This is a genomic window from Butyrivibrio hungatei, assembly GCF_001858005.1.
GTDB lineage: Bacteria > Bacillota > Clostridia > Lachnospirales > Lachnospiraceae > Butyrivibrio > Butyrivibrio hungatei.
The window spans coordinates 1,230,302-1,256,817 of the sequence record NZ_CP017831.1 but is presented as its reverse complement, the minus strand read 5'-3'; the positions used below and the strand labels follow the sequence as shown (position 1 = coordinate 1,256,817).

The window sequence follows — 26,516 nt, the reverse complement described above, 5'->3', positions numbered from 1 at the left end:
TAGGAACTGCTCCTGAAAAAATTACTTCTTGTTGATATATCCGCTAGCCTTGAGAAGTTCTGCACATTCTACTGCGCCGCCTGCTGCACCACGAAGAGTATTGTGTGAAAGACCTACAAACTTCCAATCATAGATTGTGTCTTCACGAAGTCTTCCGATGCTGACACCCATACCGTTCTCATAATTAACATCAAGAGTGATCTGAGGTCTGTTATCCTCCTGCATGTACTGGATAAACTGCTTAGGAGCGCTAGGAAGCTGGAGCTTCTGTGGAAGTCCTGCAAAGTTCTCAAGCTTTTCAATGAGCTGTTCCTTTGTAGGATTCTTCTTAAACTTAACAAATGCAGCAGCTGTATGACCATAAAGAACAGGAATTCTGATGCACTGGCATGTGATCTTAACATCATCAGCTGGAACGATCACGCCATTTTCAATCTTACCCCAGATTCTAAGTGGCTCTTTTTCTGACTTCTCTTCTTCACCTGAAATGAAAGGAATAACGTTTCCAACCATCTCCGGCCACTCTTCGAAGTTCTTGCCCGCACCTGAAATAGCCTGATATGTTGTAGCAACTACTTCGTATGGCTCAAACTCTTTCCAGGCTGTAAGAGCTGGTGTATAGCTCTGGATTGAGCAGTTAGGCTTAACAGCAATGAAGCCCTTCTGAGTACCAAGTCTCTTTTTCTGGAACTCGATAACATCCATGTGCTCAGGGTTGATCTCAGGAATGATCATAGGAACATCTGGTGTCCATCTGTGAGCACTGTTATTTGAAACAACTGGAGTTTCTGTCTTAGCGTACTCCTCTTCGATTGCCTTGATCTCGTCCTTAGACATATTTACAGCTGAAAGAACAAAGTCAACGTCCTCAGAAACGCCCTTAACATCAGTAACATCTTTGATAACAATATTCTTTACAGATTCAGGAATAGGGCCATCCATCTTCCATCTCTTACCAACAGCCTCTTCATAAGTCTGTCCTGCACTTCTAGGGCTAGCTGCGATAGTTGTAACTTCAAACCATGGATGATCCTTGATAATATCAATAAATCTCTGTCCAACCATTCCAGTTCCACCAAGAACCGCTACCTTCAACTTGTCACTCATAATAAAATACTCCTCCTTTAGATGGTGAATTATCATTTTCGAAGTATATAATGCCAAAACCTCCGATATTTTTCGTGTTTTGTTTCATTATATACTTCGAAAATGCTTATGTACGATGTTAAAAAATGATTATGATATAGAAAAAGATGCTAGAAAGTCGTTATTTAGTTTAATAACTTTTTCTATAGATGTGCTACTAGGTGCGCCGATAGTTAAACGCTTTTCTACGCAAGTTTTCAAGCTAATAGCGTCATAAATGTCTTCTTCGAATAAATCTGAGAAGGTCTTTAATTCTTCCAAACTAAGGTCATCGATGGCGCAGTTTTTGTCGATGCAGGCAAGGACCAATCTACCGATGACTGAATGAGCATCTCTAAATGGAAGACCTTTTTTAACAAGATAGTCTGCTGCGTCCGTTGCATTAGTAAAGCCCATCATAGCACTCTTTTCCATGTTATCTTTGTTGAACTTAAGAGTTCTTAACATATCAGTGAAAAGAGTAAGGCAGTTATCCACAGTATCTATGGCATCAAAGGCTGCCTCCTTGTCCTCCTGCATATCCTTGTTGTAAGCAAGAGGAATGCCCTTCATAGTTGTAAGCAGTGACATAAGGTCACCATAAACACGTCCTGTTTTGCCTCTTACAAGTTCCGCAATATCAGGATTCTTTTTCTGAGGCATAATGCTTGAACCTGTAGAATAAGCATCGTCTATAGTCACGAATCTGTATTCATTGGAATTCCAGATGATGATCTCTTCGCTAAACCTTGATAAGTGCATCATGATAGTAGAAAGAGCTGATAAATACTCGATGAGATAATCTCTATCTGATACGGAATCCATACTGTTAAGTGTTGGTCCGTAAAAATCAAGTAACTCTGCTGTATATTCTCTATCAAGCGGATAGGTTGTGCCCGCCAGAGCTCCTGCTCCTAAAGGGCAATAGTTCATGCGGTTTCTGATGTCCTTCATCCTTAAAAGATCTCTTTTGAACATCTCAAAATATGCTCCAACATGATGAGCCAATGTAACCGGCTGAGCCTTCTGAAGGTGTGTGAAGCCTGGCATATAGGTATCAATATTAGATTCCATGATACCGTTTAATACTTCTAATGTCTTTTTTAAAAGCTCTGCTGTATGCTCGATCTCATTTCTGGCATAAAGTCTCATATCAAGAGCAACCTGATCATTTCTGCTGCGTCCTGTATGAACTTTCTTGCCGGCATCACCGATCCTGTCTATTAAATTAGCTTCAAGGAAACTGTGGATATCTTCGTATTTGGTAGTGATCTCAAGCTTTCCAGCCTTAACATCCTCCAGGATACTGTCCAGGCCTTTTACTATCTGATCCTTTTCATCTTCAGAGATAATACCCTGTTTAGCAAGCATTGTAGCGTGGGCTTTGCTGCCTTTGACATCGACTTCCAAAAATCTCTTATCAAAAGTAATTGATGCATTAAAATCCCAAGCAAGTTCATTTATACTTCCTGTAAATCTTCCGCCCCAAAGCTGTGCCATTTCTTCATCTCCGTACTGTAATTGTATAATAGATAATGATTAAATATTCACTTTGACAAATTAAAGTCTTAAAAAATTATAACCCAGTTTTAACATATATTAAACCCCAAAATATCAGTTAATATTTAACAAATATTTTGGGGCTAAAGATTTATATTTGTATATAAAAGACAAATGTCCGCCAAAGGCGGACATTTTATGAATAATGCTTTTTTATATTATGCAATTTCGACGTTTCTGGTGGCAATAACATCAACACCTGTTCCGGCAACGTTTTGTACCAGAATATCTCCGATATGGGCTGGTGCAGATACAACTGCGGCGTCGATATCCTTCATAACTTCAAAGATCTTGTCCTTTGGAATATCGCTTGCAGTCTTAACTGATACTCTTTCTTTGTCACCACCAGTTATTCTGATAGTACTTGTAACTATTCTTGTAGGATTTACTACTTCTTTTCTTGCGTAGATATCGCCCTTTTGGCATGTATTTCCTGTAACTTCAGTTACTTCACCGTTCTCCATTGTTACTGTGAGCTGGCATCCCATAGGACATCCTATACAGGTTAATTCTCTTTTTTCCATAGCTTACCACCTCACTCTTTCTCTATCTTTACTGTAATCTTTTTAAGGTCTTTATGTTCTTCAAGCTGGCTCTTCCTTAAGATTATCTGCTCCATCTCGCCAGGAGCCATGATCCTCTTTTGATTATGGAATACTCTCTCATCATCAAAGTACACACTTACAAAAGAGTTCTTGTAAACATCGCCAACTCTAAATCTAACTGTTAAAAGATCATCCATTCTGTTAAGGTCGATAGTGCTTGGAACTGTGTATCTGGCACCTTCTGTTGCAACTATTTCTATGGAAGTATCACTTGCTCCTTCCTTGCAACCGCTATTTATGTACTTAACAGCATTATGACCAGCTCTTTTTGCTTCCTCGGAAACATAGTCTACAAGGTCGTGGACATGGAGTACATTTCCGCATGCAAATACGCCAGGAATATTGGTTTCAAGAGATTCATTTACTATAGGTCCCGATGTTACAGGACTCATCTTAACTCCCGCTGATCTTGAAAGCTCATTTTCAGGAATAAGTCCGCAGGAAAGTAAAAGAGTGTCGCAGGTATATCTTTCCTCTGTTCCCGGGATAGGCTTTCTATCCGGACCAACTTCAGCTATAGTAACGGCTGTCACATGCTCTTTTCCCTCTATATCAACTACTGTATGGGAAAGCTTAAGCGGAATACCATAGTCATCAAGGCACTGAACGATATTTCTCTTAAGTCCTCCTGAATATGGCATAAGCTCTGCCACAACCTTTACTTTGGCACCTTCAAGAGTCATTCTGCGTGCCATGATAAGACCGATATCACCTGATCCAAGGATAACTACTTCTCTTCCAGGCATGTAGCCTTCGATATTTACAAGTCTCTGAGCAGTACCAGCTGAAAAGATACCAGCAGGTCTATAGCCAGGGATATTCAAAGCTCCTCTTGGCCTTTCTCTGCAGCCCATAGCAAGGATCACTGCTTTGGCAGGGATCTGAAACATTCCATCTTCTCTGTTCATGGCTGTAACAGTCTTGTCAGCAGCAATGTCCATAACCATGGTATTAAGCTTGTACTCTATACCAAGATCAAGAACCTGCTTGATAAATCTATATGCATACTCAGGACCTGTAAGTTCTTCCTTGAAAGTATGAAGACCAAAACCATTATGGATACATTGATTTAATATGCCACCAAGTTCGTGATCTCTTTCAAGGATCAAAATACTGTCATTTCCAGCCTCTTTAGCAGCTACTGCAGCTGCAAGTCCAGCGGGACCACCGCCTACTATTACGATATCGTATGTCTTCATGCTTCGCTTTCCTCCCCTTTTGTTCTCTCGATCACTATATTGGACTTTCCGCCGCTCTTTGTGATCTTTTCGTAAGGAAGATCAAGCTCCCTGTGAAGTATCTCCATTGTCCTTGGGCTGCAAAATCCTGCCTGACATCTGCCCATTCCAGCTCTTGTTCTGCGTTTCACACCATCAAGAGTTCTGGCACCTAGTGGTCTGTGGATAGCATCTAATATCTCTCCTTCAGTTACCATCTCGCATCTGCAGATGATATTTCCATATGCAGGATTTTCTTTAATAAGAGCATTCATCTCTTCAATGGATAGGTCTTTAGTGGACTTTATGCCTTTTCTGGTACTGATCCAGTTTTGTTTTTCTTTTAAGCCCATTTTTTCTTTCAGCATATCACCCACCATCTTGCCAATGGCAGGTGAAGCAGAAAGACCTGGTGATTCAATTCCTGCTACATCGATAAAGCAAGGTGCATCTTTTACTTCTTCTATAACGAACTCGTGTCTCTCAAGATGGGCACGTAGTCCTGCAAAAGAAGTAATTACACTTCTCATAGGAAGATTTTTTACATTCTCAGAAGCCTTGGAAATAACTGCTTCAAGACCTTCCTGAGTTGTATTGTTTCCTTCTTTTTTCTCTATATCGATAGCTGTTGGTCCCACAAGAAGGTTTCCGTGAACAGTAGGTGTGACCAAAACTCCTTTGCCATACTTGGTAGGCTGTGGGAATATCGTGTGAGAAACGTAAGTACCAGCCTCTTTATCAAGAAGACAGTAATCACCTCTCCTTTCAATGATATGCATCTTGTCTGCACTTACCATGTTGTGGACCTTGTCAGCATAGACACCTGCTGCATTTACAATGTATCTGGCCTTGTACTCACCATTACAAGTTCTTACATGCCAGATTCCATCACTATCTTTTTTAATATCCTCAACTTCTGTGTTGAATCTGAACTCTACGCCGTTTACATTGGCATTTTCTGCCATTGCAATATTTAGCTCAAATGGACATATGATCCCACCAGTTGGAGCTAAAAGAGCTCCTTCCACATTTTCAGAAAGATTTGGCTCAAGCTCTAACGCTTCCTCTTTTGTCAAAAGCTTAAGGCCCTTAACACCGTTTTTTACGCCTCTTTCATACAAAACCTTAAGTCCATCAAGCTCTTCCTTGTGAATACAAACGACCATTGAGCCATTTCTCTTAAAAGGAATATCAAGATCTTTGGAAAGCTTGTCCATCATCTCATTTCCTTCTACATTGAGTCTGGCCATGAGTGAGCCTTCATCAGCATCAAAGCCAGCATGCACAATGGCTGAATTAGCCTTGGATGTTCCCTCACATACATCACTGCACTTTTCAAGGACGCAAACATTTATATCGTATCTGGAAAGTTCCCTAGCAACAGCACAGCCAGATACCCCCGCTCCTATAACTATTACGTCAAACATATCTATCCCCTACCTTTTTATCAGATTTCTTTAGCCCAGCCTCTAGTGGAAGCAACCGCCTGCTTCCAACCGCGAAGCTCTTTTTCTCTTTTATCTGGATCCATAGCGCTCTTAAACTCTTTGTCTACTGACCAGTTGTTTAATACATCCTCCTTATTCTTCCAATAGCCAACCGCAAGTCCAGCAAGATACGCAGCTCCCATAGCTGTTGTTTCAACACAGGATGGTCTAATAACATCAGTATCGATGATATCTGACTGGAACTGCATCAGGAAATTGTTCTTGGAAGCTCCCCCATCTACTCTGAGGCTTGTAAGTTTTCTTCCTGTATCAAGCTCCATAGCCTTTAATACATCCGCTGTCTGGAATGCCAGAGACTCAAGCGTTGCTCTTATGATGTGATATTTATTAACACCTCTTGTAAGGCCTACGATGGCACCTCTTGCATATGGATCCCAATATGGAGCGCCGAGGCCAGTGAATGCAGGCACAACATAGCAACCATTGGTATCCTTTACCTGAGTCGCGAAATATTCTGAATCCGGAGAGGAATCAATAACTCTAAGTTCATCTCTAAGCCACTGTATTGCAGCTCCTGCCACATATACTGAGCCTTCGATTGCGTAGGTTACCTTTCCATCAATTCCCCATGCGATTGTTGTCAAAAGATCATTTTTAGAATAGATAGGCTTATCACCGGTATTCATCAGCATGAAACAACCTGTTCCATAGGTGTTCTTGGCGTCGCCTTCAGAAAAGCATGTCTGTCCAAACAAAGCAGACTGCTGATCTCCTGCAGCACCTGCTATCTTCACAGGTCCTCCAAAAAATTCAGGATCAGTCTCGCCATATACACAGCTTGATGGCTTAACTTCTGGAAGCATGCTCATTGGAATATCTAAAAGATCACAGAGCTCTTTATCCCATTCAAGAGTATTGATATTAAAGAGAAGTGTTCTTGAAGCATTAGAGTAATCTGTCACATGAACCTTTCCCTTTGTGAGTTTATAAATAAGCCAGGAATCCACAGTTCCAAAGCAAAGCTCGCCCCTCTCGGCTCTGGCTCTTGCTCCATCCACATTATCAAGTATCCATCTGATCTTGGTTCCTGAAAAATATGGATCAAACTTAAGTCCTGTCTTGCACTGGAATTTCTCTACAATTCCAGGAACTTCTTCTTTCATCTTTTCTGCAAAGTCTGCAGTTCTGCGGCACTGCCATACAATAGCATGAGAAATAGGCTGTCCAGTCTTTTTATCCCATACGATAACAGTCTCACGTTGATTAGTAATACCAATAGCCGCTATATCCTCGAAGCTTGCATCGATCTTGTTCATGGCCTCGCGGGCTACAGAAAGCTGTGTCTGCCAGATTTCGCTAGCATCGTGCTCAACCCAACCAGGCTGAGGAAAAAACTGTGTAAATTCCTTCTGGGCGCAAGAACAGATTTCCCCTTTTTGATCAAAGAGAATACATCTGTTGCTTGTTGTGCCTGAATCCAATGCCATTATGTACTTTGCCATTTTATAACTCCCTTACCATAACTAGTTTCTTTTAAGAAAAAAGAGCAAAGAAAAGAATCTTCTTTGCTCTTTAATGATATAGCTTTTTTGTGCATATTACAATAGTTTCACAAATATTCTGTTTGATTTTTGTGCATTATGCACAGCTTTCATAGGTGCTTTTTGTTGGAAACTGATATAGAAATTTCAGTTTTCCTCTGATTGATATTTGTCTATGACTTCATATATCTTTTCATTAGGATCATCAACCATCTGAACATTATCCCCAAGCTCAAGAACTTTGGTCTGAGTATCAGTTCTCATCTCCCAGACAGGGAGCCCATCTCCGTTTGGATCTCCGGTCCTTGCAAAGTTAGTCCAGTACCCCACCATCATTTCTGAGAGCTTATAGTCGTCATCATCATAGAGTCCAGGATGCCTGTAAAGATTACCATAAGCATATGGAAGTTCGCCTGCGTGGTAGTTGGTAAGGCTCTTATTTCTCTTAGTGAAATAATATTCATAGCTTGGTATTCCAAGACTTACTTCATATCTATTCCACACATGATGAGAATAGCTAAACCATAGCGCACTGTATACCGTGTTAAGAGCTCCCTTAGCTTCACCAAGAGCATCAATTACTATATGGTCATCTCTTGGAGGCTGGTTCCATGGCACAATCTCTGCCATTTCTTTAGCATACTTTCCAATTTCCTCTGCTATGAGCTCTTCATAGTTATCCTGTGTTGCTTTGATATTTAACATGAACACATCAGCCTCTTTTGCATTGAAACCATGTAAAAGAGCTTTCTCGTGATTATTACCCTTCTCATAAGTAAGGTAAGGCATCTCTGTTATAGCATAGCCATCAATAGTCATGGCTGTGTTCTTGGAAGATGTACTAAGGATCTTGTCAGCGCTTATGCTTCTAAGCTCAGCTGAAGATGTTACACCAAGCTCTTTTCTAAGGATATCTCCCTGTTCTATAGCCTCTTCATAGGTTCTAAAGGTATGGAAAGGCTTTTTGGCTACTATAGAGCTTGACTCAGCAATAGCATATCTAAATAAACCTTCAGTTAATGGTGATACACAAAGAGCGTTAACACTTGATGAGCCTGCAGACTCTCCAGCTATAGTGATCTTATTTTTGTCACCGCCAAAGGCTTCGATGTTGTCGTAAACCCACTTAAGAGCTGCTATCTGGTCAAGAAGTCCGTAGTTACCAGTTGTTCCATTTTGTGACTCATTTTTTAGATCATCTGCAGTGTAATACCCAAATGCTCCCAAGCGATACGCAAAGTTAACAAATACCACGTCCTCTTTTGCAAAGGTCTCTCCTCTGTATTCTGTATAGTAAGACTGGCCTGTATTTAATGAACCTCCGTGGATATAGAATACTACCGGCTTAAGTTCATCACCTTTCTCAGGTGCGTAAACATTAAGATACAGACAGTCTTCACTCATAGGTTCTACATACTCATCACCTATCGTGATCCTATAATCATGAAATCCAATTATATGTGACAGTGAATCATAAAGGACTGCGTTTCTTGGCTGCATCGCCATTGGTCCAAAGCTGTCACAGGCTAAAACTCCATCCCAGGGCTTTTTTGCTACAGGCTCTCTAAACCTAAGCTCTCCAACAGGAGCTTCGGCATAAGGGATTCCAGCAAACACTCTTACTGAGTGATCTTCATTGTAAACTCCTGTAATGTCTCCAGATGCTACATGAACAACTTCTGTCACATCAGGATTCTTGTTATCAACAGCCGGAACCCTCTTTTCCTCAGGTCCTGTAAATAAATAGTTGATCATTAGATAAGAAATAAAAATAACCCACATTAAGGCCATGCGCTTTTTGTCATATTTGTCCTTTTTCATAAAATATGCTCTGCAAACAAACATAAGCACTATTCCAATAAGAGCAAGGCACCAGCCAATGATCATATTCTTAGATAATTCCAAAAGTGCCAAATATAGCAGTGATACTATTATTACACTAATCGTAAATCCCATATGAATATCCTCATTTCAAAACGCTTCAAAAAAAAATCTGCGGATCGTTATAGCAAAAAGTGTATACCTATCCGCAGAAGAAATCAATGTATAAAATTAAATTGTATTAAATATTTTTTAAAACTTAAGTAACTTACTGTCCGTCAGGTTTCACTCCACTTTCCACCATCATATTAATGGCTTCCATAGCAACTTCATAAAGGGCCGCCATATCTCTCGCACCTTCGTCATCCTTGCTTGCAAGCTTTCTATACTGAGTTGTAAAGTACTGCTTTGCCTGATCAATAGTTACTTTAGTAATAACATGTCCATTGGTAAAAATAGTACCGCTGTCCACATTATATTTGCCAGAAGTATACTTAGACTTCTGTGCTTCCCCAACTCCCATAGATTTAGCAAGTGAATGTATAAGGTCCTCTCTACCTACTGTCATAGCGCCCTCCTAAAAAAATCTACCATCTCTAACTTTAATTATACCCCTTTATTGCACCATAAATCCACGTCTTTTTCCCCTTAAGTTTTTCTTCCCCCGAAACATTCTTATTAGACCTCCCCTCCCCCACCTTTTGGGGGCGCCACCCTGAGGCATATTATTTATGAGTCTCTGAAAATTTTCTTTGTTCATGAGGACCTGATCTAGCACTTAAAATTCTGTTTTTGAAACACTGTCTGAGTCTTTGATGCCATTTTTGCTGTAAAGTTTTGTTTTGCCCTCATCAAGAAAACGATACTTTTCTATATGCTCATGCAGTTTTTGTTTAATACGCATGCTCTTGCTACAAACTTGCAGGGCGGTAATTTATAATAAGTGGTCATAGGAGCTTCGCTCCAATAACAGGAAAAGAGGTGATCTCGCAAGCTAGCTTGCAGAGTCACCTCTTATTCCTGTTTACAAAGCCCGCCGAAAGCGGGCGTGACCACTTATTATAAATTCTTACCGCCCTGCTTCAAACAACGCAAACCGCATGCGTGTCAAAAACTGCTTATGAGCATAAGAAAATGGCGTTTTCTTGACAATCGTTCAAACCCAAAACTTTACAGCCAAAAATGTGCTTCAAAGACGAGTTTGTTTCAAAGAATTTTAAGTGCTAGATCAGGCCCCATGAACATGAAAATTCGAAGGACGAATAAAAATATGCCTCAGGGTGGCGCCCCCAAAAGGTTGGGAAGGGGGGACTCTGACATCAAAAGTCCCGGGGAAAGACAAACTAACGGGTTTCGACGGCTTCGTAGGCGGTATAGTAGGTTTCGATGCGGTCGAAACGGTAGTATGCGTCGCCTTTGATTGTTGCTACTGAGCCTGGAGTAATGCATACTTCGTCTTTGTTGCTTGGAATGAGCCAGATGCAATCAACTAGTTCGTCTCCGTCAAAGAAAAGGACGTAGGCGTCAACTTTAACTTTGAGGGAGGTTGGGTTTTCGGCTGCAAGGATGACGGAATTACCATCAATTTTGGTGTAAACGCAAACGTCTTCGGTTACGTCCTTTTCGTAAGGGGTTCGCTTGCTGATGGTGAACTCATACATTGAAGGTAAGGTACCGCCTAGTTCTGATTTGTCAAAGCGACCCTCTATAACGAATTTGGCTCCGTCAGGTACTACTTCTGATGTACGTTCAGATGTGGCGATCTCGTTTCCATCTTTGTCCCTGGCAGTGAACATACACTCATATCTACATAGATTTCCTGTCTTATTTTGAAGGACCAGTACTGGATTACAGTTGTGATCATCTTCTCTAAAGTACTGCGCCACGATAAGAGTTCCAACTGGAAGGCCACCGTAAGAAGGCATGTCATCGTCAGAAGCTCCTATCTCTGTACTTTTTGCAGTAGTTTCATATTCTTTTTCTATGTCTTCAAAGCTCTCGAATATTGATTCAGGGTATTTACTGTTATCAAGAGAAGACTCGCTACTATCAGCTTCTGTAGTTACAATCTCGTTATAACCTGCTTCTTCCTGTACTACTCCGTCACTTACATAGTAGATTCCATCGTCAGATGTAGCTGCAGTTGCAGCCACCTGCTCATCTATAGTCTTATAGTCTTTTACCATAAAAGACATATCAAAGCCGAAATTTGAATAGTTGTCATAAAGGATCTGCTTGAAAGTTCCATAGCCTTCTCCCTTATCATAGGGAAGGTGAAGGCCAAAAGTATTTAGATACATTATTATTGGAACTAAAATGCCCACAAGGGACATCAAAAGAGCTCTGACTGTATTTATAGTCTTTTCCTTTGAAAGACAATAAATACTCAGGCAAAAAGAAATGATAGATGGAAAAATACCAATAAGTATGAATGAAGATAAAAGTCCACAGATAGATAGCACAATTGCCACTACAAGCATCTGCATAGAATTCCCCTCGTTTTCTGTGCATAATTTACAAAAACAATTCACTCTAAAATGTCAATACTTGTATCAATATTTTTTTATACTACAATATATTGTAGTTAAAGAATTATCTGTATTTAGTATTGAGGAGGGTGTGTATATGAACAGTGTTGCAAATTTGGAGGCTTCAGATCTACGAATCATCCGCAGCATTCTTCGTTCCATGGCTAATGAGCATTGGTCTGTTCAGGAAGCTCTTGATGAATATGATATTCCAGAGTTCCTTCGTGAAGACTACGAAGCGCAGATCGAAGCCTGTTTTGTAGATTAAGTATTAAAGCATTTCAAGCTTGAATACTACTGGCATATCACTTCTAAAGTCAGTCTTCATATGAAGGCCATCTTCCTTTCTTTCGAAAGCAACTGATGAGCCGTCAGCCAGTACACTAATATTCTTGATAATTCCTGAGAAGCCGTTTGAACTAGCGGCTTCTTTTTCAATTCCAAGAGATCTTACAACATATTCTCCACTCTCAGAGCATTTAAGCGCTGTCACATAGATATTACCCTTAGCCACAGTGAATCTAAAGTCTTCTGGTGTATACTCGATCTTTTTCTTGTCAGTAAACTGTCCGCCTGCTGCCTTTGTAGGTCCCTCTTCAGCAAATCTAAATGGCTTACTGTCATAGATAGCTTCGCCGTTCTTTGACAGCCACTCACCAATTCCAAGAAGAGTCTTCTTGTCTTCTTCAGAAATTGTTCCATCAGACTTAGGTCCAACGTTAAGAAGCATGTTACCATTCTTGGCTACAGCGTCACAAAGATTGCAGATGATCTCCTCTGGTCCCTTATAATCATTGTCTTCAATATAGCACCAAGATCTTCTACCGATTGCAGTATCTGTCTGCCATACAAATGGCTGAGCAGTTGCAAGCTGACCTCTCTCAACATCAGGTACAGCAACGCCAAATGGGAATGCATCGTGCTTGTAGTTAATAACACCAACCTTGCCGATCTTCTCCATCTCGTTGTAGTAATAAGCTGCCATCTCTCTAAGATATGGCTTAAGGCAAGCTTCCTGGATCCACCAGTCAAAATAAAGGACCTCAGGATGGTACTGATCAATGATCTCCTTTGTTCTATCAAGCCAGTCCTGCATAAACTCAGCAGTAGGTGTTGGCTCAGCATATAGATTGTAGTGATCTTCCGGCTCCTTCATTGCTGGATAGTAAAGGCTGTCCTTAGTAATGCTGTCATTGATATCACTCTCAAACTCGCGGCCCTTACTCATAAAGAACCAGTGCTCGATCCTGTGTGAAGAAGCACCAAAGTGCATGCCTCTCTTCTCAGCGCTCTTTTTAAGTTCTCCAAGGTAATCTACCTTTGGTCCCATCTCGTAAGCATTCCACTTAGAAAGCTTACTCTTATACATCTGGAATCCGTCATGGTGCTCTGCTACAGGCACTACATACTTGGCTCCAGCCTTAACAAAAAGATCTATCCACTCATCAGCATTGAATTTCTCCGCCTTGAACATAGGGATAAAATCCTTGTATCCAAAATCCTTGTGTGGACCATAAGTCTTGATATGATGCTCGTACTCTTTAGAACCCTTTATATACATATTTCTGGAGTACCACTCATTTCCAAATGCTGGAACGCTGTAGATTCCAAAATGGATAAAGATTCCAAATCTTGATGATGAGTACCACTGTGGTACAGTGTACTTTGATAATGACTCCCAATCTGCTGTGTAACTCATAGTTTTCTTAAATTCCTTCTCTTTTTTGATTTATTTTTGCTATTGCTAAGAAGGTCCATTCCTACATCGTAAACCTTCCCATCAACCGCATCTGCCAGCCATTTCGCCATGGATATTCCGTCCTGGGTAAAGGCTGTAAAATGAAGTTCTCTGACGCTGGTATGTACAGTGCCGCCCATGGTTATAAGCGGTATCTTCCAGTTATTTATAAATATGCCAAAAGCAGGAGTTATCTCTTTTAACTCATGCACCATATCTATCAACTGATTATAGTAATCCTCCTGAACATCCTGATCAGTTTCATACTTCTTATTGATAATATCATTATAATAGGCACTTAATAAATAGTCCCTGTCTGAACTGGAATATAAATACCTGATTTTGTCTCCATATTTCCTAAAAAGTTCTTTGTACCAATCCAAAGTAATATTATCTGAGTGAATAGATTTCCAAATGCTGTCCTTTGAACGCCATATATTCTTGGTTGTTTTTCTCCAGTTTTTGTACAGAAGCTGTCCACTATCTGAAAATACTGTTATGCTTCTTGTATTTGGATAATAATCATCTATTATCTCACCAGCAAGAGCAGGAACAGCAAAGGCTCCTGCTGAGTTACCTGCTATAAGAAGCTTGTCAGGAGCAGGGATCAGCTCTTTTGCCACCTTCATACTCTCAAGGAAATTCACATAACCATGAAAGTGAAGGATGTCATCCTTGCCATCTTCAGTTTTGTAAGGATAATCGTTGTTGCCAACATGGAAATCTCCAGTGGCATAAGTGATGACCACAAAGCTCCAGTCCTTGAACGGATTCTTGTCCGAAGCAATATCAGTTATACCGATATTGATGTTCATGAGCTGGGTAAAGGGTCTTAGATTATTCCAATAATAATTTGGAAGACCTGCTGCCACCTTGCCGCCTGTAACAGGCCTTGCAGCAGTATACTCATTCCAGGCAACACCGCCGCCTGAAAAGAAAATGCAAAGCTTTTTTGGATCAGCTTTTTTGACATAGATATAATACTCAGAACCGTCTCCAGATAAGCCCTTATCAAGAGATACCCTGTACCACTTCATGTTCTCAGGGTTTTCCGGAAGCTCATCTGCCAGCTTATTCTTGTCCTCCATTACTTTTCCAATGGAGTTTTCCACGAAATCTCCGACTTTGGAGGCAAATACGATTCCTCGTTTTAAGTTTTTTCTGTTTAATCTGTTTTTAAGACTCATAGTAACCGTCACATATTGAACATTTTTTCTGAGGCAACCTTAAGATCTCTAAACCTAAAGATCAAAACCCCAACAAATATAATAAGATAAACTACAATACTGATAGCTGCCGGCCATGGCTGAACAATCTTGCCATTTCTGATAAAGATGATCTGTAAAAGAGCCATGACAAGATCAAAGATGATATACAAAATATACTCATCAAGCCTAAGCTTCATGACCTTTGCAATTATTATAGTTGCAAAAGCAAGGCCTATAAGCGTAAGCGGAACCATCCAGGAAAGAGACCATCCTAAAAAGCCCGTCTTAACATCAATATAGATGTCAACGATTATAGCCACGATAACTTCCCATGTTATGACCTTAAGAAGGTTATTTCTAAGATACATTGTTGTAAGAAGCGTGATCCAGCCTGCTAATAACCCTAGCATGATAAGACCTATCGGTGCATATTCTCTTCTGGTCATGATGTTGATAGCAGCAAATATGATCTCCAAAGATGCAAAAATAAATGTACACATCTTGATAAAGGTGATATTACTGATCTTTTTCTTTTTCAGGGTAGGAAAAGATGCTCCTGCCTCGCCCTGTACATCCTTTAGCTGTCCCTGGCACAGTGGACAACAGCTCTTTTTGCCTCTTATATTAACTTTACATTTAGGACAAATCTGCATATTACTTATTCAATCTCCTCATCATAATCATTTGATCCAAGTTCAACCTCAATTCCCACTTCTGAAAGACATCTAAAGAAATTGAGCATTACTCTGTGAGTCTTGTATGGTGAAACTTCGCCAAAGGTCATCTTGTCTTTAAATGAGCAGACACAAACCTGCTGGGAAGCAGCTGTCATAAAGGCACTGAATCTGTCTATATATTCCTCTACCTCTTTTGGCATGCTGATTCTTCCAAGATTGGACATAGAAGTTGTAACGCCCTTCTTGGCCGCTCTGTCAAACCTGCCAATAGTGAAATCCTTGATAGGAAGTGGAACCATCTTGATAGCAAGGTTATGCTCAAGAGCTGAATATGAATTCATTGTCTTTTCAATGTTCTCTGAAGAGAGTTTCTCTTTAAAGTCTTTATCTACAGGATCTATGATGCTCTTTAGATTTCCATCATAATCTGCAGGGTCATAATCGATATTTATTACGCCAAAAAAGTTTCTGGCTGTGCCGCTTTCATAGAACTGGCGCAGATTAACAGGTACACTAACCACAACATGTTTTTTTCTCTGGGTCCTGTTCATGGTCTGGATAACAGCCTTAATATATAGGGCAACACAAAGTACTCCTACCGTTGTGTCATACTCATGGGCAAGTCCAAGGAACTTGCTGCTTGAAACTGTACCCTCTAAAAGATGTGGTAAAAGGTTATCATCAAGCTCTCCTGTCAACTGATAAGCCTTAACAGATGACATTTCTTTTAACTGCTTTAAACCCTTTTCCTTACTGTAATTATCAGTAAAGGCGTCAACATTCTTTTCCTCGATAGAAAACTCATCTATTGGCTTTATATCTTCATTCAGGTTATGCACCTTCTGAAGATACCTGATCACAAGGCTCTTAAAGAACATGAATGCTCCGGTTCCATCAGCAAGAACATGGAACATCTCCAGATTGATCCTCTTTTCAAAATAGTTGACTCTGTACAAAAGGTTCTTGTGACCTGGAATGTACAAAGGAAGGCATGCTGGCGAATGTTCCTCCTCAACAACAGGCCTAAGATCACTATCCTCTAAGTAATACCAGAAGATTCCCCTGTGAAGAACACAGTTAAAGAAAGGAAATTCCTCTATTGTCTCATCTACAGCTGCCTGCAAAATATCCCCATCTACTTCCTCATTAAGCTCGCAGGTAAGTCTGAATACTCTAGTGTTAGCTCCCTTTGCAGTAGATGGCACTATCTTGGCCGCATTATCCAGCTTATACCAATTCTTATTGTTACTCATACTATCTAATAAATCCTTATCCTTTATAAATGTTCAACTCTGTCAGTTACTACGTCCATAGACGTCTTACTGATCCTATAGATTACATCCTCAAGAGATATAAACTTCTTGCCCCTTATGAACTTGAGGTACTTAGGTGTAAATCTCATCTTGATGCCTCTTGGCTCAATTCCCAGATTGACCTTTTCCTGAATGGTATTACAGGTATCCTCTGGATCATGGGCAAGGCTCTTATTCAGGATACAGAGCAGTGTTCCGGCAGTTCTTACAAGTCCCTCTGTATTTGGATCAAAGCTCACATCAATTGACTGTAAAGCCCCAACAGACCACTTCTTTATATTGTGATATATACCATATTCACAGTCAAGCTCTACAAGCTTTTCATTCGTAGCATCATAGAGCCAAACTTCATTTCCCTTGACGAACATATCGCTTACTATGAAAAGACCTCCATCAAACGGGAATTTGATTCCGGCATCTGCGCAGCCTGTCAGCATGACATTGGCATTTATTTCAGCCACATACTCTTCGTCATAAACCTGCTTATCTTCAATTCTTTCGCTCTCCTGGTGCTCAATTTTATAAGAATCTGAAGAAGGAGTCTGAACATTGAACCTATCTGTACCGCATTCTTCAAATGGTCCAGAAACAGGGTGTATTCCCCTCTTTCTGCCAAAGTAATCCACATCCAGCATGATATTGCTACCATCCGGATTTTCAAATCTCTGCTCAGGCTCAAATGCAGATCCTAAAAAGTCAGAATTAACTGGCATTGTGAAATTCCTTGGAAGGAACTCATAAAGATTTGTATGAAGAGTATAATTGCCCTCATTCTCATCAATATAAAGACTTATCTTGTGATCCTTATCAACATGAGAAGCTATCTCATGATCACAAGGTCTTGCACCGTTAAAATACGCATTTCCTCCAAGATATACAGGAAGGTGATCATAATACTGATCCCTATATGCCCTGCTCTTAGTTGTATTTTTGTTAAACTTTCCAAAGTACTCTGCTGGTCCCGGGAAGTTATTATATGGCAATGTACCGCAGATAAAATTGTTTTTATCTATAGTATCTATGCTCTTTCCTACACAGTACTCCATAAGGTCCTGCCTAACAGCTTTTTGTACAAAGACATTATTATAGAACCTTGCGTCCCCATGGAGTATAGTCATAAATCCAGCGATCATAGTAGAATGCGGAACATGATATGGCGTGTATCTGTCAGAAGCAAGCCTCATAGTTCCATTATCTGTTCCCTGTCCCACATAGGTAAAAGATCCGGCAATAAGATTATGTACAAATGCAATTCCCTGAGTACTGAGCCTTGCCGCAATATCAGATAAAAGAAGGTTATGATCAACAAGTGTTGGTCCGTGGGATACTTCGATAAAGATATCCTCTCCAAGTGAAAGATCAGAATCTATTATTGTTCCTACCGGAGGAACATTGTCATGAAGAAAATTCTGACTTACTCTTGTGCCCTGAGCCTCCCAATCAAGCCATATACCTCGCGTGCAGTGATCTATATGGTTTCTCTTTATCTGAGTATCTATAGCAGCATGAAGCTTGATACCAGCTATCTCTGCGCCTTCTATGTCATGCTTGTTATTGATCCTATGAATATGGTTATCTTCTATGACAGCAAAGGCTCCACCTAAATGCCCCACAATACCTGCCTGTCCGCAGTCGTGGATATCGCAGCGTCTGATGATATGTGATCCCACAGTTTCTTTATCCCAGCCGTCATTAACAGCCTGACATACGCATTCTCTCTGAGTCTGAGTGCCATCCTTCAGAAAATGTGTTGTCCACTTATTATTGTTGCCACTCTGATAGTACTTACCAAGACTTATGCCACAGCACTTAGACTCGTATATCTCACAATCTTCGATTATCCAGCCTTTAGCCCAGCCTGGTCCTACCATGCCTTCCTGTTTGGCAGTAGGAGGCGCCCAGTTAGTGGCAGCGTTTCTAATGGTAAATCCACTTAACGTTATATTGTTTATTCCCATATCTGTAGGGAAAAAGCACGCTCTTCTGACACTAAGCTCTACATTTTCAGTATTTGGATCCTTTGAGCCGAAATTTGCATAGATTATAGTGCAGTTATCTTCCTGAGCCGTGAACCAGACATATTCAGTCATCTCAGGTTCCCAGGACCTCTTATCCCTGACTGGATGCATGCAAAGAGAAAGATCAAACACTTCATGCATTGATCTTCCGTTTAGATATAAATCTCCTGTGTGATGTGGATTTGCTTCTTCCTGATACCAGTCTCCTGATATTTCTGTGGTATATGGATTATATGAACCAAAGAAGCTATTTGGAATTCGAACACGCCAAACATTTTCAAAGGCTTCCCAGTCCCTTATCTCTTCTGAACCGGTAATAACAGCCTCTCCTTTGATGGTGCTCTTATAGACTATTCTATTGTCATAAAGCCCTGAGAACCTTGGCCTGACCCATTCTCTGTATACGCCAGGTGCTACGAGGACTACATCTCCCGCCTTAGCTATATCCGCTGCTTCAGAAATAGTTTTAAAAGGATGAGCCATGGAACCATCTCCACTTCTAAGTACATTTCCAGCAACATATATCTGCATACACCCCTCCAATCTGCAAGTAACAACTACTGCAACATGCAAAAAACCTCTGTATACTATATAATTATATCATGTTTAAAGCATTAGAGATTGGAGATTACCATGGCACGAATGAAATTTATCTACGCTATAGCAATACTTTCCGCCTTTATTTTGGCAGGTCTTTTGATCAACTTTATTTCCTCTTTGTTCTGATCAATATACACCTGCTTTCTTTTGTTTGTACAGATCAGAATCTGCTCTCGCGATAAAGGCCTGAAGAGAAATAGGTGCCTGATAATCGTACTGAGCAATACCAACACTAACTGAAATGTCATAGGCAGTACCGAAGGTTTCTGACAGTCTCTGTACGTTATGCTTGATCTGATCAGCAAGCCAGGTTGCTTCTGCTCTATATGACATCTCTGCGATTATCACGAATTCATCTCCGCCATATCTGGATAAAAAGAATCTGCTACGTGGACCCTGGCAGGTATCCTTGATCGCATTTGCAACTCTAACAAGCGCTCTGTCACCTTCTAAATGTCCAAAGGTATCATTTATATTCTTGAGCTTATCAATATCAACCATTAAAAGAAATAGTGAAAGTCCAGGCTCTTCTGATCTCATCTTCTGAGCAAGATACTTATACATCTGATTCTTGTTATTGATCTGAGTAAGTGGATCAAGGGAGATCAGATTGTCTGTTGATGTGATATATACATAGAGTACTGCTGCTACTGCTCCATAGCATAAAAGAGGTACTCTCCAGTATCTTGCCTGAAGTGCACCAAGCAAGATAGGGGTAATAGGAAATACTCCTATCATGAAATAGATACTCCTGTCGGTATATCTGTCGCGGTTAAAGGCTCTTACAAAAGCCTTTATTGAAGCAGCGATCATATAGCCAAAAGGAACCACGATAAGTATGAGATAGAGCTTGCCACCAACAAGCTTGTTGTTCTCATCAACATAAAATACAAGTCCAGTCTTGTAAGCAGTAAGACAAAGTGCTCCAGATATCCATACAGGAATGCTAAGAAGCACTCTGTTGACAAACTTCTCAACAATAGTGTCCTGCTGAAGAGTTTCAGACAAAACAAACCATATATACGACGCCACACTTAGTAGCATATATGTAAATATGTTGGATAAATATAGAAGCGGTTTATTACTGGTGATCACTCCGCCATCAACGAGAGCCCAGAAAATCTCCGCAAGAAAATAGAGCATCAAAACAAAAATGACGTCTCCAAGATATACTTGAGAAAGTTGTTTATTTACACCTTTTGCAATCTTATATAGTAATATTGTCAGCAAGAAAATGCAGGCAATATGAGCTTCTACATAATAAAAAACATACCCCAAAGCTTTAAAACCTCCCACCACCGGCATAGTATAAATTCTAACATAAAACGTTTAAGTTGTAATAAAAAAACGGCAGTTTTTATACATTCTTAAGAATTAAAAAGTGAAGTCCCAAGGACTTCACTTTTATACTCCATCTGCAATTGCTTTCAAAGCATCAAATTCTGATTCGTATACACCACCCATTGCCTCAAGATCTTCCCATGTATACCAGGCACCGCTAAGCTGCACTCCCCTGATTGAAATATCCGTCGCAATAACCATAAACGGTTTATGATTAACAACAATATATGCCGTTCGATTCAGGCCAAATGGAGTGACAAAAACGTGGCCAGTCTCTATTAAATGATTTATTTGATCTAAGGATAGATCTTTAGATAATGGCATTGTTCTCAAAATTCAACTCTCCATAAAATATTGCTATCCAATAAAAAAACACACCAGCGAGTATAAAATAATTATACTCTCTGGCGTGTTGCGTGTAAATTCGTTTATATTTATTTAAGATTTGGTATAATCTCTTTCTCCGAAGATACCTGTACCAACCCTTACAAATGTAGCACCTTCCTCGATTGCCACCTGATAATCCCCTGTCATTCCCATGGAAAGAGTATCCATCTTGACGCCAGGTATGTTCTCAGCGTTGATCTTATTCATAAGCTCTCTAAGTCCCTTAAAATATACCCTGTTACTCTCAGGATCTTCTGTATAAGGGGCGATAGTCATAAGCCCTCTGATACGAATATGCTCTCTATCACTGATCTCGCGGACAAAACCAAGTGCCTCATCTGGAGATAAGCCAAATTTGGTATCTTCATGAGCCATATTTACTTCGATCAGTATGTCTGCCACAAGATCATGCTTGGCAAACTGCTTCTCTATCTCATCTGCAAGCTTCACATTATCAACTGAATGGATCATGCATACCTTTCCAGGAAGGTATTTAACCTTATTAGCCTGAAGATGGCCTATCATGTGCCAATTAAGTGGCTCAGTTATTTCTTCTGTCTTGTCCCTGATTTCCTGAACTTTGTTTTCTCCAAAGGTCTTTATACCATATGCCATAGCCTCTCTGATATCTGAAACAGGCTTTGTCTTACTAACTGCAATAAGTGTTACTTCGCTTCTATCTCTTCCTGCTCTTTCACAGGCCTTTCTAATGTTTTCTTCAACAAAATCTAGATTTTCTCGAATCATCTGCGCTCCCTAGCTGTCAAAAAGCTCTTTCTTTTTCTTTATTTTTTGTTTGGCTTATTATATCATATTTATTGAAAGAAAGTATCGGTATGAGGGGTTAGTATCATGAATGTCAATGACATTTCCAATGGCTCAGTAGTCAAAATATATGCAGCCATAAATGGCCACAGCATTGTTATCATGACTGAGGCTATCTTTGGCGTCTCTGCAGGACTCATCGTTAAACCAATGGAATACTTTGGTAAATACATGCAGTTTTTGGAGCCTTCGCAGGTTCAGATCCGAAACAAGAGAGACGGCCGTGTTTACAAGTTCATGTCCACTACTATTACCCCTGTAAAAACAAGATATGGTAACTTTCATCTCATAAGATGTTCATCCAAGCTAGAGCCGGAGAACTCCAGAAGAGCCGAGAGATTCTACATTGAAAAGCTAGGTCTTATGTCTGTAAACGGCAACAATTTGGACCTCAAGAACTGTATCGTTCATGACCTTTCCATGAGAGGTATTTCTCTTATCATTGACAAAAACACTACTCTTAAGCCTGGTGACAAACTGGCTGTAATGTTCAGATATGGTGCTTCTTTACACAACTACGAGATCAATACTGTTGTAGTCAGAAACTTTTTCCTTGATCAGAAAAAAGCTGTCGGATGCAGTATTTCCAATGTAAGCGTTGATCTTATTGGTCTTTTATCACAAAAGAAGCATGAAAAATACACTAAGCTTGATGAAGTACCTGCAACCGATCTCAACCCTGATATTCCAGAGCAGCAGCAGATCATGGAGGTTGAAGAGGACCTTGCCAAGAAGATGATCCCAGAAAAGAAAACATCTCTCAACATTTCTTCTCAAGGTACCAATCCACTAGATCCCGCAAATCTAGAGCACATCACAGACAAGACTCTTCGTCAAAAGAAACGTGAAGAGCGCATGGAGAAGCAGGCAAAAGAAATTGAAAATCTATTAGATCTTAGAGACGTATAAAAAGGGTTGTCGTAAATACGACAACCCTTACTTTTTAATTTCTTTTATCAGAATCTGATCTGCTTTTCTACCATATGAACAAACTCAACATTGTTTCTAGTCTTGGAGAAGAGGTTGATGCACTGATCAACTGCATCGTCTGCCTTCATACCATTGAAGCCCTTTCTCAAGCCGTTGATAGCTGAGAGCTCCTCTGGTGTAAGAAGAAGGTCTTCTCTTCTAGTGCTGGACTTTGGAATATTGATAGCAGGGAAGATTCTCTTTTCCTGAAGTTTTCTATCAAGAACCATTTCCATGTTACCTGTTCCCTTGAATTCCTCGTAGATAACGTCATCCATCTTGGAGCCTGTCTCAATAAGAGCAGTTGCAAGAACTGTAAGGCTTCCGCCCTCTCTCATATTTCTTGCAGCACCAAAAAATTTCTTTGGCATATGTAAAGCTGCTGGATCAAGACCACCTGAAAGAGTTCTTCCTGAAGGAGGAACTACTATATTGTAAGCTCTTGTAAGTCTTGTGATGGAGTCAAGAAGGATAACAACATCCTGTCCGTGTTCAACAAGTCTCTTAGCTCTCTCCATAACCATTTCAGCTACTCTCTTATGATGTTCAGGAAGCTCATCGAATGTAGAGTAGATAACTTCTGCATTTGGTCCTTCAACTTCTTCTTTGATATCTGTTACTTCCTCTGGTCTTTCATCGATCAGAAGAATGATAAGATGCATATCTGGACTATACTTAAGGATTGACTTGGCAACCTCTTTAAGAAGTGTTGTCTTACCTGCCTTAGGAGGAGATACGATCATACCTCTTTGTCCCTTACCAATTGGGCTGATAAGATCCATGATCCTCATGGCTACTGATGAGCCAGGCTGCTCAAGCTTGATCCTTGAATTAGGGAAGATAGGTGTCATCTTTTCAAAATCCCATCTGCCGCTTGCAACTTCTGGCTTATAACCATTTACTGTATCAAGTCTTGAAAGAGCTGCAAACTTATCTGTCTCTTTTTTGGCTCTGCATCTACCTCTTAAGATATCACCAGTCTTTAAGTTAAACTTTCTGATGATACTAGGTGCTACATATACGTCATTCTCACCAGGAAGGTAGTTTTCACATCTGATAAAGCCGTATCCATCCTGCATAACCTCAAGGATGCCATCAGCGCTATCGCCATCAGCCTCATCAAATTCCTCTTCTCTAGGCTCAGACTTCTCAACCTTTTCAGTTCTAGGTCTCTCTGCCTTGTCAGCTTCTTCATCTCTTTTGATAGTCTTAACTACCAGATTCTTGTGACGAACAGGAGCTTTCTTTTCTTCTGATGCAGAAGCTTCAGTCTTTTTATCTGGCTCTTTTGCAGTGCTTGCAGCTTCCTTTTCATCCAACTCACACATAAGGTCAATTATCTCTGACTTCTTAAGTGTTGTTGCTCCTTTTATTCCCCTTCTCTTTGCAATCTCACGAAGGTCACTTAATTTTAAAGTCTCATACTTTTCTCTCAAATCAATCTCCAATCTACGGAAAAGCCCGTTAACATAATCATTTTATCTACAATATTCACGCCATAATTTTTTCTGGGAAATATAAATGACTGCACCAAAAGATGCATTTAAATAAAACACTAGAAAAATATTTACTCTTTTTTATAGTAGTAAAATACAACATATAAATAAAAAAATCAACTATTTCATTTACTTTTTTTGATAAAGCAAAAAAATAAGAGGCTACAGAAAACTGTAACCTCTCTACTGTCCTGGGTTTCAATCAATTAAAATTTCCATACAGAATTTTTGCCAGCTCAGAGTTTTTATCAAGAACTAATGTCTTCTCACCCACAAGAGATTTCTTTAGAGCATCAAGGCCTCTTATGTAACTGTAAAATTCTGCTTTATCTTCTGTGTCATATGCCTTTGACAATGTCTCCATGTATGCTGACTCACCTTCAGCTTCAAGAACTGCTGCATTCTTCTCAGCTTCAGCCTTGATGATTGCAACCTGCTTGTCTGTTTCATTGTGGATCTTCTGAGCTTCAGCATCACCCTGAGCGGTATAGGAAGCTGCGATATTATTTCTCTCTGAGATCATTCTCTCATATACAGCCTGCTTGTTGTCATCTGGAAGATCAAGAGCCTTGATCTGAGCCTGAACTACAGAGATTCCGTAGCCTTCCATATCTGAATTTGCTTCCTGGGTAATGAGCTGTGTAAGCTGCTCGCCTCTTGCCTCGATGACTTCGTCCTGAGACATGGATGAAATAGCATTCTTGGTAGCATTGTAAACAGATGCTTCAATTCTCTCTTCTGCTCTAGCCTCAATAGCATTAAGAGTCTGAACGTACTTAAGAGGATCTTCTACCTTCCAGATTACATATGTATCTGTGATCATGGACTTTTTGTCCTTGGTGATAACATCTGATGCTGGAATATCATAAAGTATCACCTTTGCTGTGATCGACTGTGTGCTGTCAATGAAAGGTGTCTTAAAATGAAGACCTGGCTCCTTGGCAATTGCAACGATCTTTCCAAATCTTCTGACTGTAACATACTCATTCTGATGAACGATGTATGTTGATGATCCAAGTATAATTGCAAAAACTATGATTAATCCGATTATTAGATAACTAACAAATCCGCCTTTTTTCTTTTCCATATTAACTCCTTAACCATTAAAGCTATCAAGTGGTAACATCTGCTGAGTAGTTCCATCAGTAATAATAACCTTGAGTTCTGGAAGAAGGTCTTCCATTGTCTCATAAAAGAGTCTCTTCTTGGTTATATATGGCTGAAGTTTGTACTGCTCATACATTTCATTAAATCTAGCTACCTGACCTTCAGCTTCTGCGATTCTGGCCTGCTTGGCTGCTTCCGCATCCTGAACGATCTTATCAGCAGCAGCTTCTGCCTTAGGAAGTTCCTCGTTCTGATATTTCTTGGCGTTATTTACTGCTGTTTCTTTGCCCTGCTTGGCTGTCTCAACTGACTTAAATGCCTGAACGATTTCTTCTGTTGGTGGCTCAGCATCCTGAACGGAAATGTTAACTACCATAAGTCCGATATTCTTGTCTGCAAGTTCCTTCTGAAGTGTCTCTTTGACCTCAGACTGGATCTGTCCCTTAGCTGTAGTAAGAACATCATCTACAGCATATTTGACTACTGTATTTCTGATGCAGGCAAGTGCCATGTTCTTCATGATGGTTTCTGGGTTCTCACTGTTGTAATATGATGCAACAGGATCACTTACTTTGTATTCAAGATAAAAGTCTATATCAACAAAGTTGAAATCAGAAGTGATCATCACTCCCTCATCATCTACTGTTATATTCTGACCATCCTTGATAACATAGCCGATTCCAATACCATGAGTAGTCATATCAACAAGATGAACCTGCTGAATGAATGGAACTTTAAAATAAAGACCTGCAGTGTCTACTCTTACAACCTTACCAAACATAGTAAGGATAGCCTGTTCCTGCTCTTTTACAGAGTAGAAGCTTCCGCTAAAAAGGCTTATAGCAAAAATGATAGCGATTACTATTAGCACACTTTTAAAACTAAACTTCTTTTTTACTTCGTTAGCATAAAACTGCTTGTTTTTCTTATTCCCTAACATATAACCTCTTTTCTTTCATAAGAATATATTGTTACATAAAAACACTTTTTTA

At 40.0% G+C, this 26,516-nt stretch carries 22 protein-coding genes; 2 read left to right on the top strand and 20 right to left on the bottom strand.

The features are described from left to right. Window positions 1-21 precede the first annotated feature (21 nt). The 9 genes from asd to bhn_RS05995 form a co-directional block, all read right to left on the bottom strand. Window positions 22-1,107: an aspartate-semialdehyde dehydrogenase gene (asd, locus tag bhn_RS06035; RefSeq protein ID WP_071175849.1), complete on the bottom strand. Its 1,086-nt coding sequence runs from the start codon at window positions 1,105-1,107 to the stop codon at window positions 22-24. A 129-nt stretch (window positions 1,108-1,236) separates the two neighbouring features. Next, a complete protein-coding gene (argH, locus tag bhn_RS06030; protein WP_071175848.1) occupies window positions 1,237-2,625 on the bottom strand; it encodes an argininosuccinate lyase in 1,389 nt (462 codons plus the stop codon). Window positions 2,626-2,843: 218 nt separating this feature from the next. Beyond that, window positions 2,844-3,209 (bottom strand): DUF1667 domain-containing protein, encoded by a 366-nt coding sequence (locus bhn_RS06025; protein WP_071175847.1) that lies wholly within the window; start codon window positions 3,207-3,209, stop codon window positions 2,844-2,846. An 11-nt stretch (window positions 3,210-3,220) separates the two neighbouring features. Then, window positions 3,221-4,489 (bottom strand): NAD(P)/FAD-dependent oxidoreductase, encoded by a 1,269-nt coding sequence (locus bhn_RS06020; protein ID WP_071175846.1) that lies wholly within the window; start codon window positions 4,487-4,489, stop codon window positions 3,221-3,223. Continuing rightward, complete coding sequence (locus tag bhn_RS06015) at window positions 4,486-5,934, bottom strand: NAD(P)/FAD-dependent oxidoreductase (RefSeq protein ID WP_071175845.1); 1,449 nt, start codon at window positions 5,932-5,934, stop codon at window positions 4,486-4,488. Before bhn_RS06015 ends, bhn_RS06020 begins: the two co-directional genes overlap by 4 nt. Window positions 5,935-5,954: 20 nt before the next feature. Then, complete coding sequence (gene glpK / locus bhn_RS06010) at window positions 5,955-7,457, bottom strand: glycerol kinase GlpK (RefSeq protein ID WP_071175844.1); 1,503 nt, start codon at window positions 7,455-7,457, stop codon at window positions 5,955-5,957. A 186-nt stretch (window positions 7,458-7,643) separates the two neighbouring features. Then, a complete protein-coding gene (locus tag bhn_RS06005; protein WP_071175843.1) occupies window positions 7,644-9,452 on the bottom strand; it encodes a carboxylesterase/lipase family protein in 1,809 nt (602 codons plus the stop codon). Window positions 9,453-9,585: 133 nt separating this feature from the next. Then, entirely contained in the window at window positions 9,586-9,885 is a 300-nt protein-coding gene (locus tag bhn_RS06000) for a hypothetical protein (protein ID WP_071175842.1), read from the bottom strand. 775 nt (window positions 9,886-10,660) lie between these two features. Then, entirely contained in the window at window positions 10,661-11,803 is a 1,143-nt protein-coding gene (locus tag bhn_RS05995) for a hypothetical protein (RefSeq protein ID WP_071175841.1), read from the bottom strand. Window positions 11,804-11,942: 139 nt separating this feature from the next. Here bhn_RS05995 and bhn_RS15710 point away from each other — a divergent pair, with 139 nt between their 5' ends. Beyond that, the gene (locus bhn_RS15710) at window positions 11,943-12,113 is read left to right on the top strand and encodes a hypothetical protein (protein ID WP_161487302.1); all 171 of its coding nucleotides are present in this window, start codon (window positions 11,943-11,945) and stop codon (window positions 12,111-12,113) included. Window positions 12,114-12,116: 3 nt separating this feature from the next. Here bhn_RS15710 and bhn_RS05990 read toward each other — a convergent pair whose 3' ends face one another. The 8 genes from bhn_RS05990 to bhn_RS05955 form a co-directional block, all read right to left on the bottom strand. Continuing rightward, complete coding sequence (locus bhn_RS05990) at window positions 12,117-13,544, bottom strand: alpha-L-fucosidase (RefSeq protein WP_071175840.1); 1,428 nt, start codon at window positions 13,542-13,544, stop codon at window positions 12,117-12,119. After that, on the bottom strand, window positions 13,541-14,770 hold the full coding sequence (locus bhn_RS05985; protein ID WP_071175839.1) for a pectin acetylesterase-family hydrolase: 1,230 nt from the start codon (window positions 14,768-14,770) through the stop codon (window positions 13,541-13,543). Before bhn_RS05985 ends, bhn_RS05990 begins: the two co-directional genes overlap by 4 nt. Before the next feature lie 8 nt (window positions 14,771-14,778). Further along, window positions 14,779-15,444: a DUF6320 domain-containing protein gene (locus bhn_RS05980; protein WP_071175838.1), complete on the bottom strand. Its 666-nt coding sequence runs from the start codon at window positions 15,442-15,444 to the stop codon at window positions 14,779-14,781. A gap of 5 nt (window positions 15,445-15,449) precedes the next feature. Continuing rightward, on the bottom strand, window positions 15,450-16,721 hold the full coding sequence (locus bhn_RS05975) for a hypothetical protein (RefSeq protein ID WP_071175837.1): 1,272 nt from the start codon (window positions 16,719-16,721) through the stop codon (window positions 15,450-15,452). A 23-nt stretch (window positions 16,722-16,744) separates the two neighbouring features. After that, window positions 16,745-19,330 (bottom strand): right-handed parallel beta-helix repeat-containing protein, encoded by a 2,586-nt coding sequence (locus bhn_RS05970; protein WP_071175836.1) that lies wholly within the window; start codon window positions 19,328-19,330, stop codon window positions 16,745-16,747. A 195-nt stretch (window positions 19,331-19,525) separates the two neighbouring features. Continuing rightward, window positions 19,526-20,677, bottom strand: a complete 1,152-nt coding sequence (locus tag bhn_RS05965; RefSeq protein ID WP_071175835.1) for a GGDEF domain-containing protein — start codon at window positions 20,675-20,677, stop codon at window positions 19,526-19,528. A gap of 126 nt (window positions 20,678-20,803) precedes the next feature. Further along, window positions 20,804-21,064 (bottom strand): hypothetical protein, encoded by a 261-nt coding sequence (locus bhn_RS05960; RefSeq protein WP_071175834.1) that lies wholly within the window; start codon window positions 21,062-21,064, stop codon window positions 20,804-20,806. Between the two features lie 114 nt (window positions 21,065-21,178). After that, window positions 21,179-21,874, bottom strand: a complete 696-nt coding sequence (locus tag bhn_RS05955) for a YggS family pyridoxal phosphate-dependent enzyme (RefSeq protein ID WP_071175833.1) — start codon at window positions 21,872-21,874, stop codon at window positions 21,179-21,181. A gap of 105 nt (window positions 21,875-21,979) precedes the next feature. Here bhn_RS05955 and bhn_RS05950 point away from each other — a divergent pair, with 105 nt between their 5' ends. Continuing rightward, window positions 21,980-22,861 carry a PilZ domain-containing protein gene (locus bhn_RS05950; RefSeq protein ID WP_071175832.1) on the top strand — a complete coding sequence of 294 codons (882 nt, stop codon included), beginning with the start codon at window positions 21,980-21,982 and terminating at the stop codon, window positions 22,859-22,861. Between the two features lie 47 nt (window positions 22,862-22,908). Here the strand turns inward: bhn_RS05950 and rho are convergent, their stop codons facing one another. The 3 genes from rho to hflK form a co-directional block, all read right to left on the bottom strand. After that, window positions 22,909-24,357: a transcription termination factor Rho gene (gene rho / locus bhn_RS05945; RefSeq protein ID WP_071175831.1), complete on the bottom strand. Its 1,449-nt coding sequence runs from the start codon at window positions 24,355-24,357 to the stop codon at window positions 22,909-22,911. A 262-nt stretch (window positions 24,358-24,619) separates the two neighbouring features. Further along, complete coding sequence (gene hflC, locus bhn_RS05940) at window positions 24,620-25,504, bottom strand: protease modulator HflC (protein ID WP_071175830.1); 885 nt, start codon at window positions 25,502-25,504, stop codon at window positions 24,620-24,622. A 9-nt stretch (window positions 25,505-25,513) separates the two neighbouring features. Then, a complete protein-coding gene (gene hflK, locus bhn_RS05935) occupies window positions 25,514-26,464 on the bottom strand; it encodes an FtsH protease activity modulator HflK (protein ID WP_071175829.1) in 951 nt (316 codons plus the stop codon). Window positions 26,465-26,516: the final 52 nt, after the last annotated feature.

Coding starts and splice junctions, on each gene's coding strand:
- bhn_RS06000 (WP_071175842.1), bottom strand. CDS start 9,885: ATGACAGTAGGTAGAGAGGACCTTATACATTCACTTGCTAAATCTATG.
- bhn_RS05975 (WP_071175837.1), bottom strand. CDS start 16,721: ATGAGTAACAATAAGAATTGGTATAAGCTGGATAATGCGGCCAAGATA.
- bhn_RS05950 (WP_071175832.1), top strand. CDS start 21,980: ATGAATGTCAATGACATTTCCAATGGCTCAGTAGTCAAAATATATGCA.
- argH (WP_071175848.1), bottom strand. CDS start 2,625: ATGGCACAGCTTTGGGGCGGAAGATTTACAGGAAGTATAAATGAACTT.
- bhn_RS06020 (WP_071175846.1), bottom strand. CDS start 4,489: ATGAAGACATACGATATCGTAATAGTAGGCGGTGGTCCCGCTGGACTT.
- bhn_RS05990 (WP_071175840.1), bottom strand. CDS start 13,544: ATGAGTTACACAGCAGATTGGGAGTCATTATCAAAGTACACTGTACCA.
- hflK (WP_071175829.1), bottom strand. CDS start 26,464: ATGTTAGGGAATAAGAAAAACAAGCAGTTTTATGCTAACGAAGTAAAA.
- bhn_RS15710 (WP_161487302.1), top strand. CDS start 11,943: ATGAACAGTGTTGCAAATTTGGAGGCTTCAGATCTACGAATCATCCGC.
- bhn_RS06025 (WP_071175847.1), bottom strand. CDS start 3,209: ATGGAAAAAAGAGAATTAACCTGTATAGGATGTCCTATGGGATGCCAG.
- bhn_RS05995 (WP_071175841.1), bottom strand. CDS start 11,803: ATGCAGATGCTTGTAGTGGCAATTGTGCTATCTATCTGTGGACTTTTA.
- bhn_RS05970 (WP_071175836.1), bottom strand. CDS start 19,330: ATGCAGATATATGTTGCTGGAAATGTACTTAGAAGTGGAGATGGTTCC.
- glpK (WP_071175844.1), bottom strand. CDS start 7,457: ATGGCAAAGTACATAATGGCATTGGATTCAGGCACAACAAGCAACAGA.
- bhn_RS05955 (WP_071175833.1), bottom strand. CDS start 21,874: ATGATTCGAGAAAATCTAGATTTTGTTGAAGAAAACATTAGAAAGGCC.
- bhn_RS05985 (WP_071175839.1), bottom strand. CDS start 14,770: ATGAGTCTTAAAAACAGATTAAACAGAAAAAACTTAAAACGAGGAATC.
- asd (WP_071175849.1), bottom strand. CDS start 1,107: ATGAGTGACAAGTTGAAGGTAGCGGTTCTTGGTGGAACTGGAATGGTT.
- bhn_RS05980 (WP_071175838.1), bottom strand. CDS start 15,444: ATGCAGATTTGTCCTAAATGTAAAGTTAATATAAGAGGCAAAAAGAGC.
- bhn_RS06005 (WP_071175843.1), bottom strand. CDS start 9,452: ATGGGATTTACGATTAGTGTAATAATAGTATCACTGCTATATTTGGCA.
- hflC (WP_071175830.1), bottom strand. CDS start 25,504: ATGGAAAAGAAAAAAGGCGGATTTGTTAGTTATCTAATAATCGGATTA.
- bhn_RS05960 (WP_071175834.1), bottom strand. CDS start 21,064: ATGCCATTATCTAAAGATCTATCCTTAGATCAAATAAATCATTTAATA.
- bhn_RS06015 (WP_071175845.1), bottom strand. CDS start 5,934: ATGTTTGACGTAATAGTTATAGGAGCGGGGGTATCTGGCTGTGCTGTT.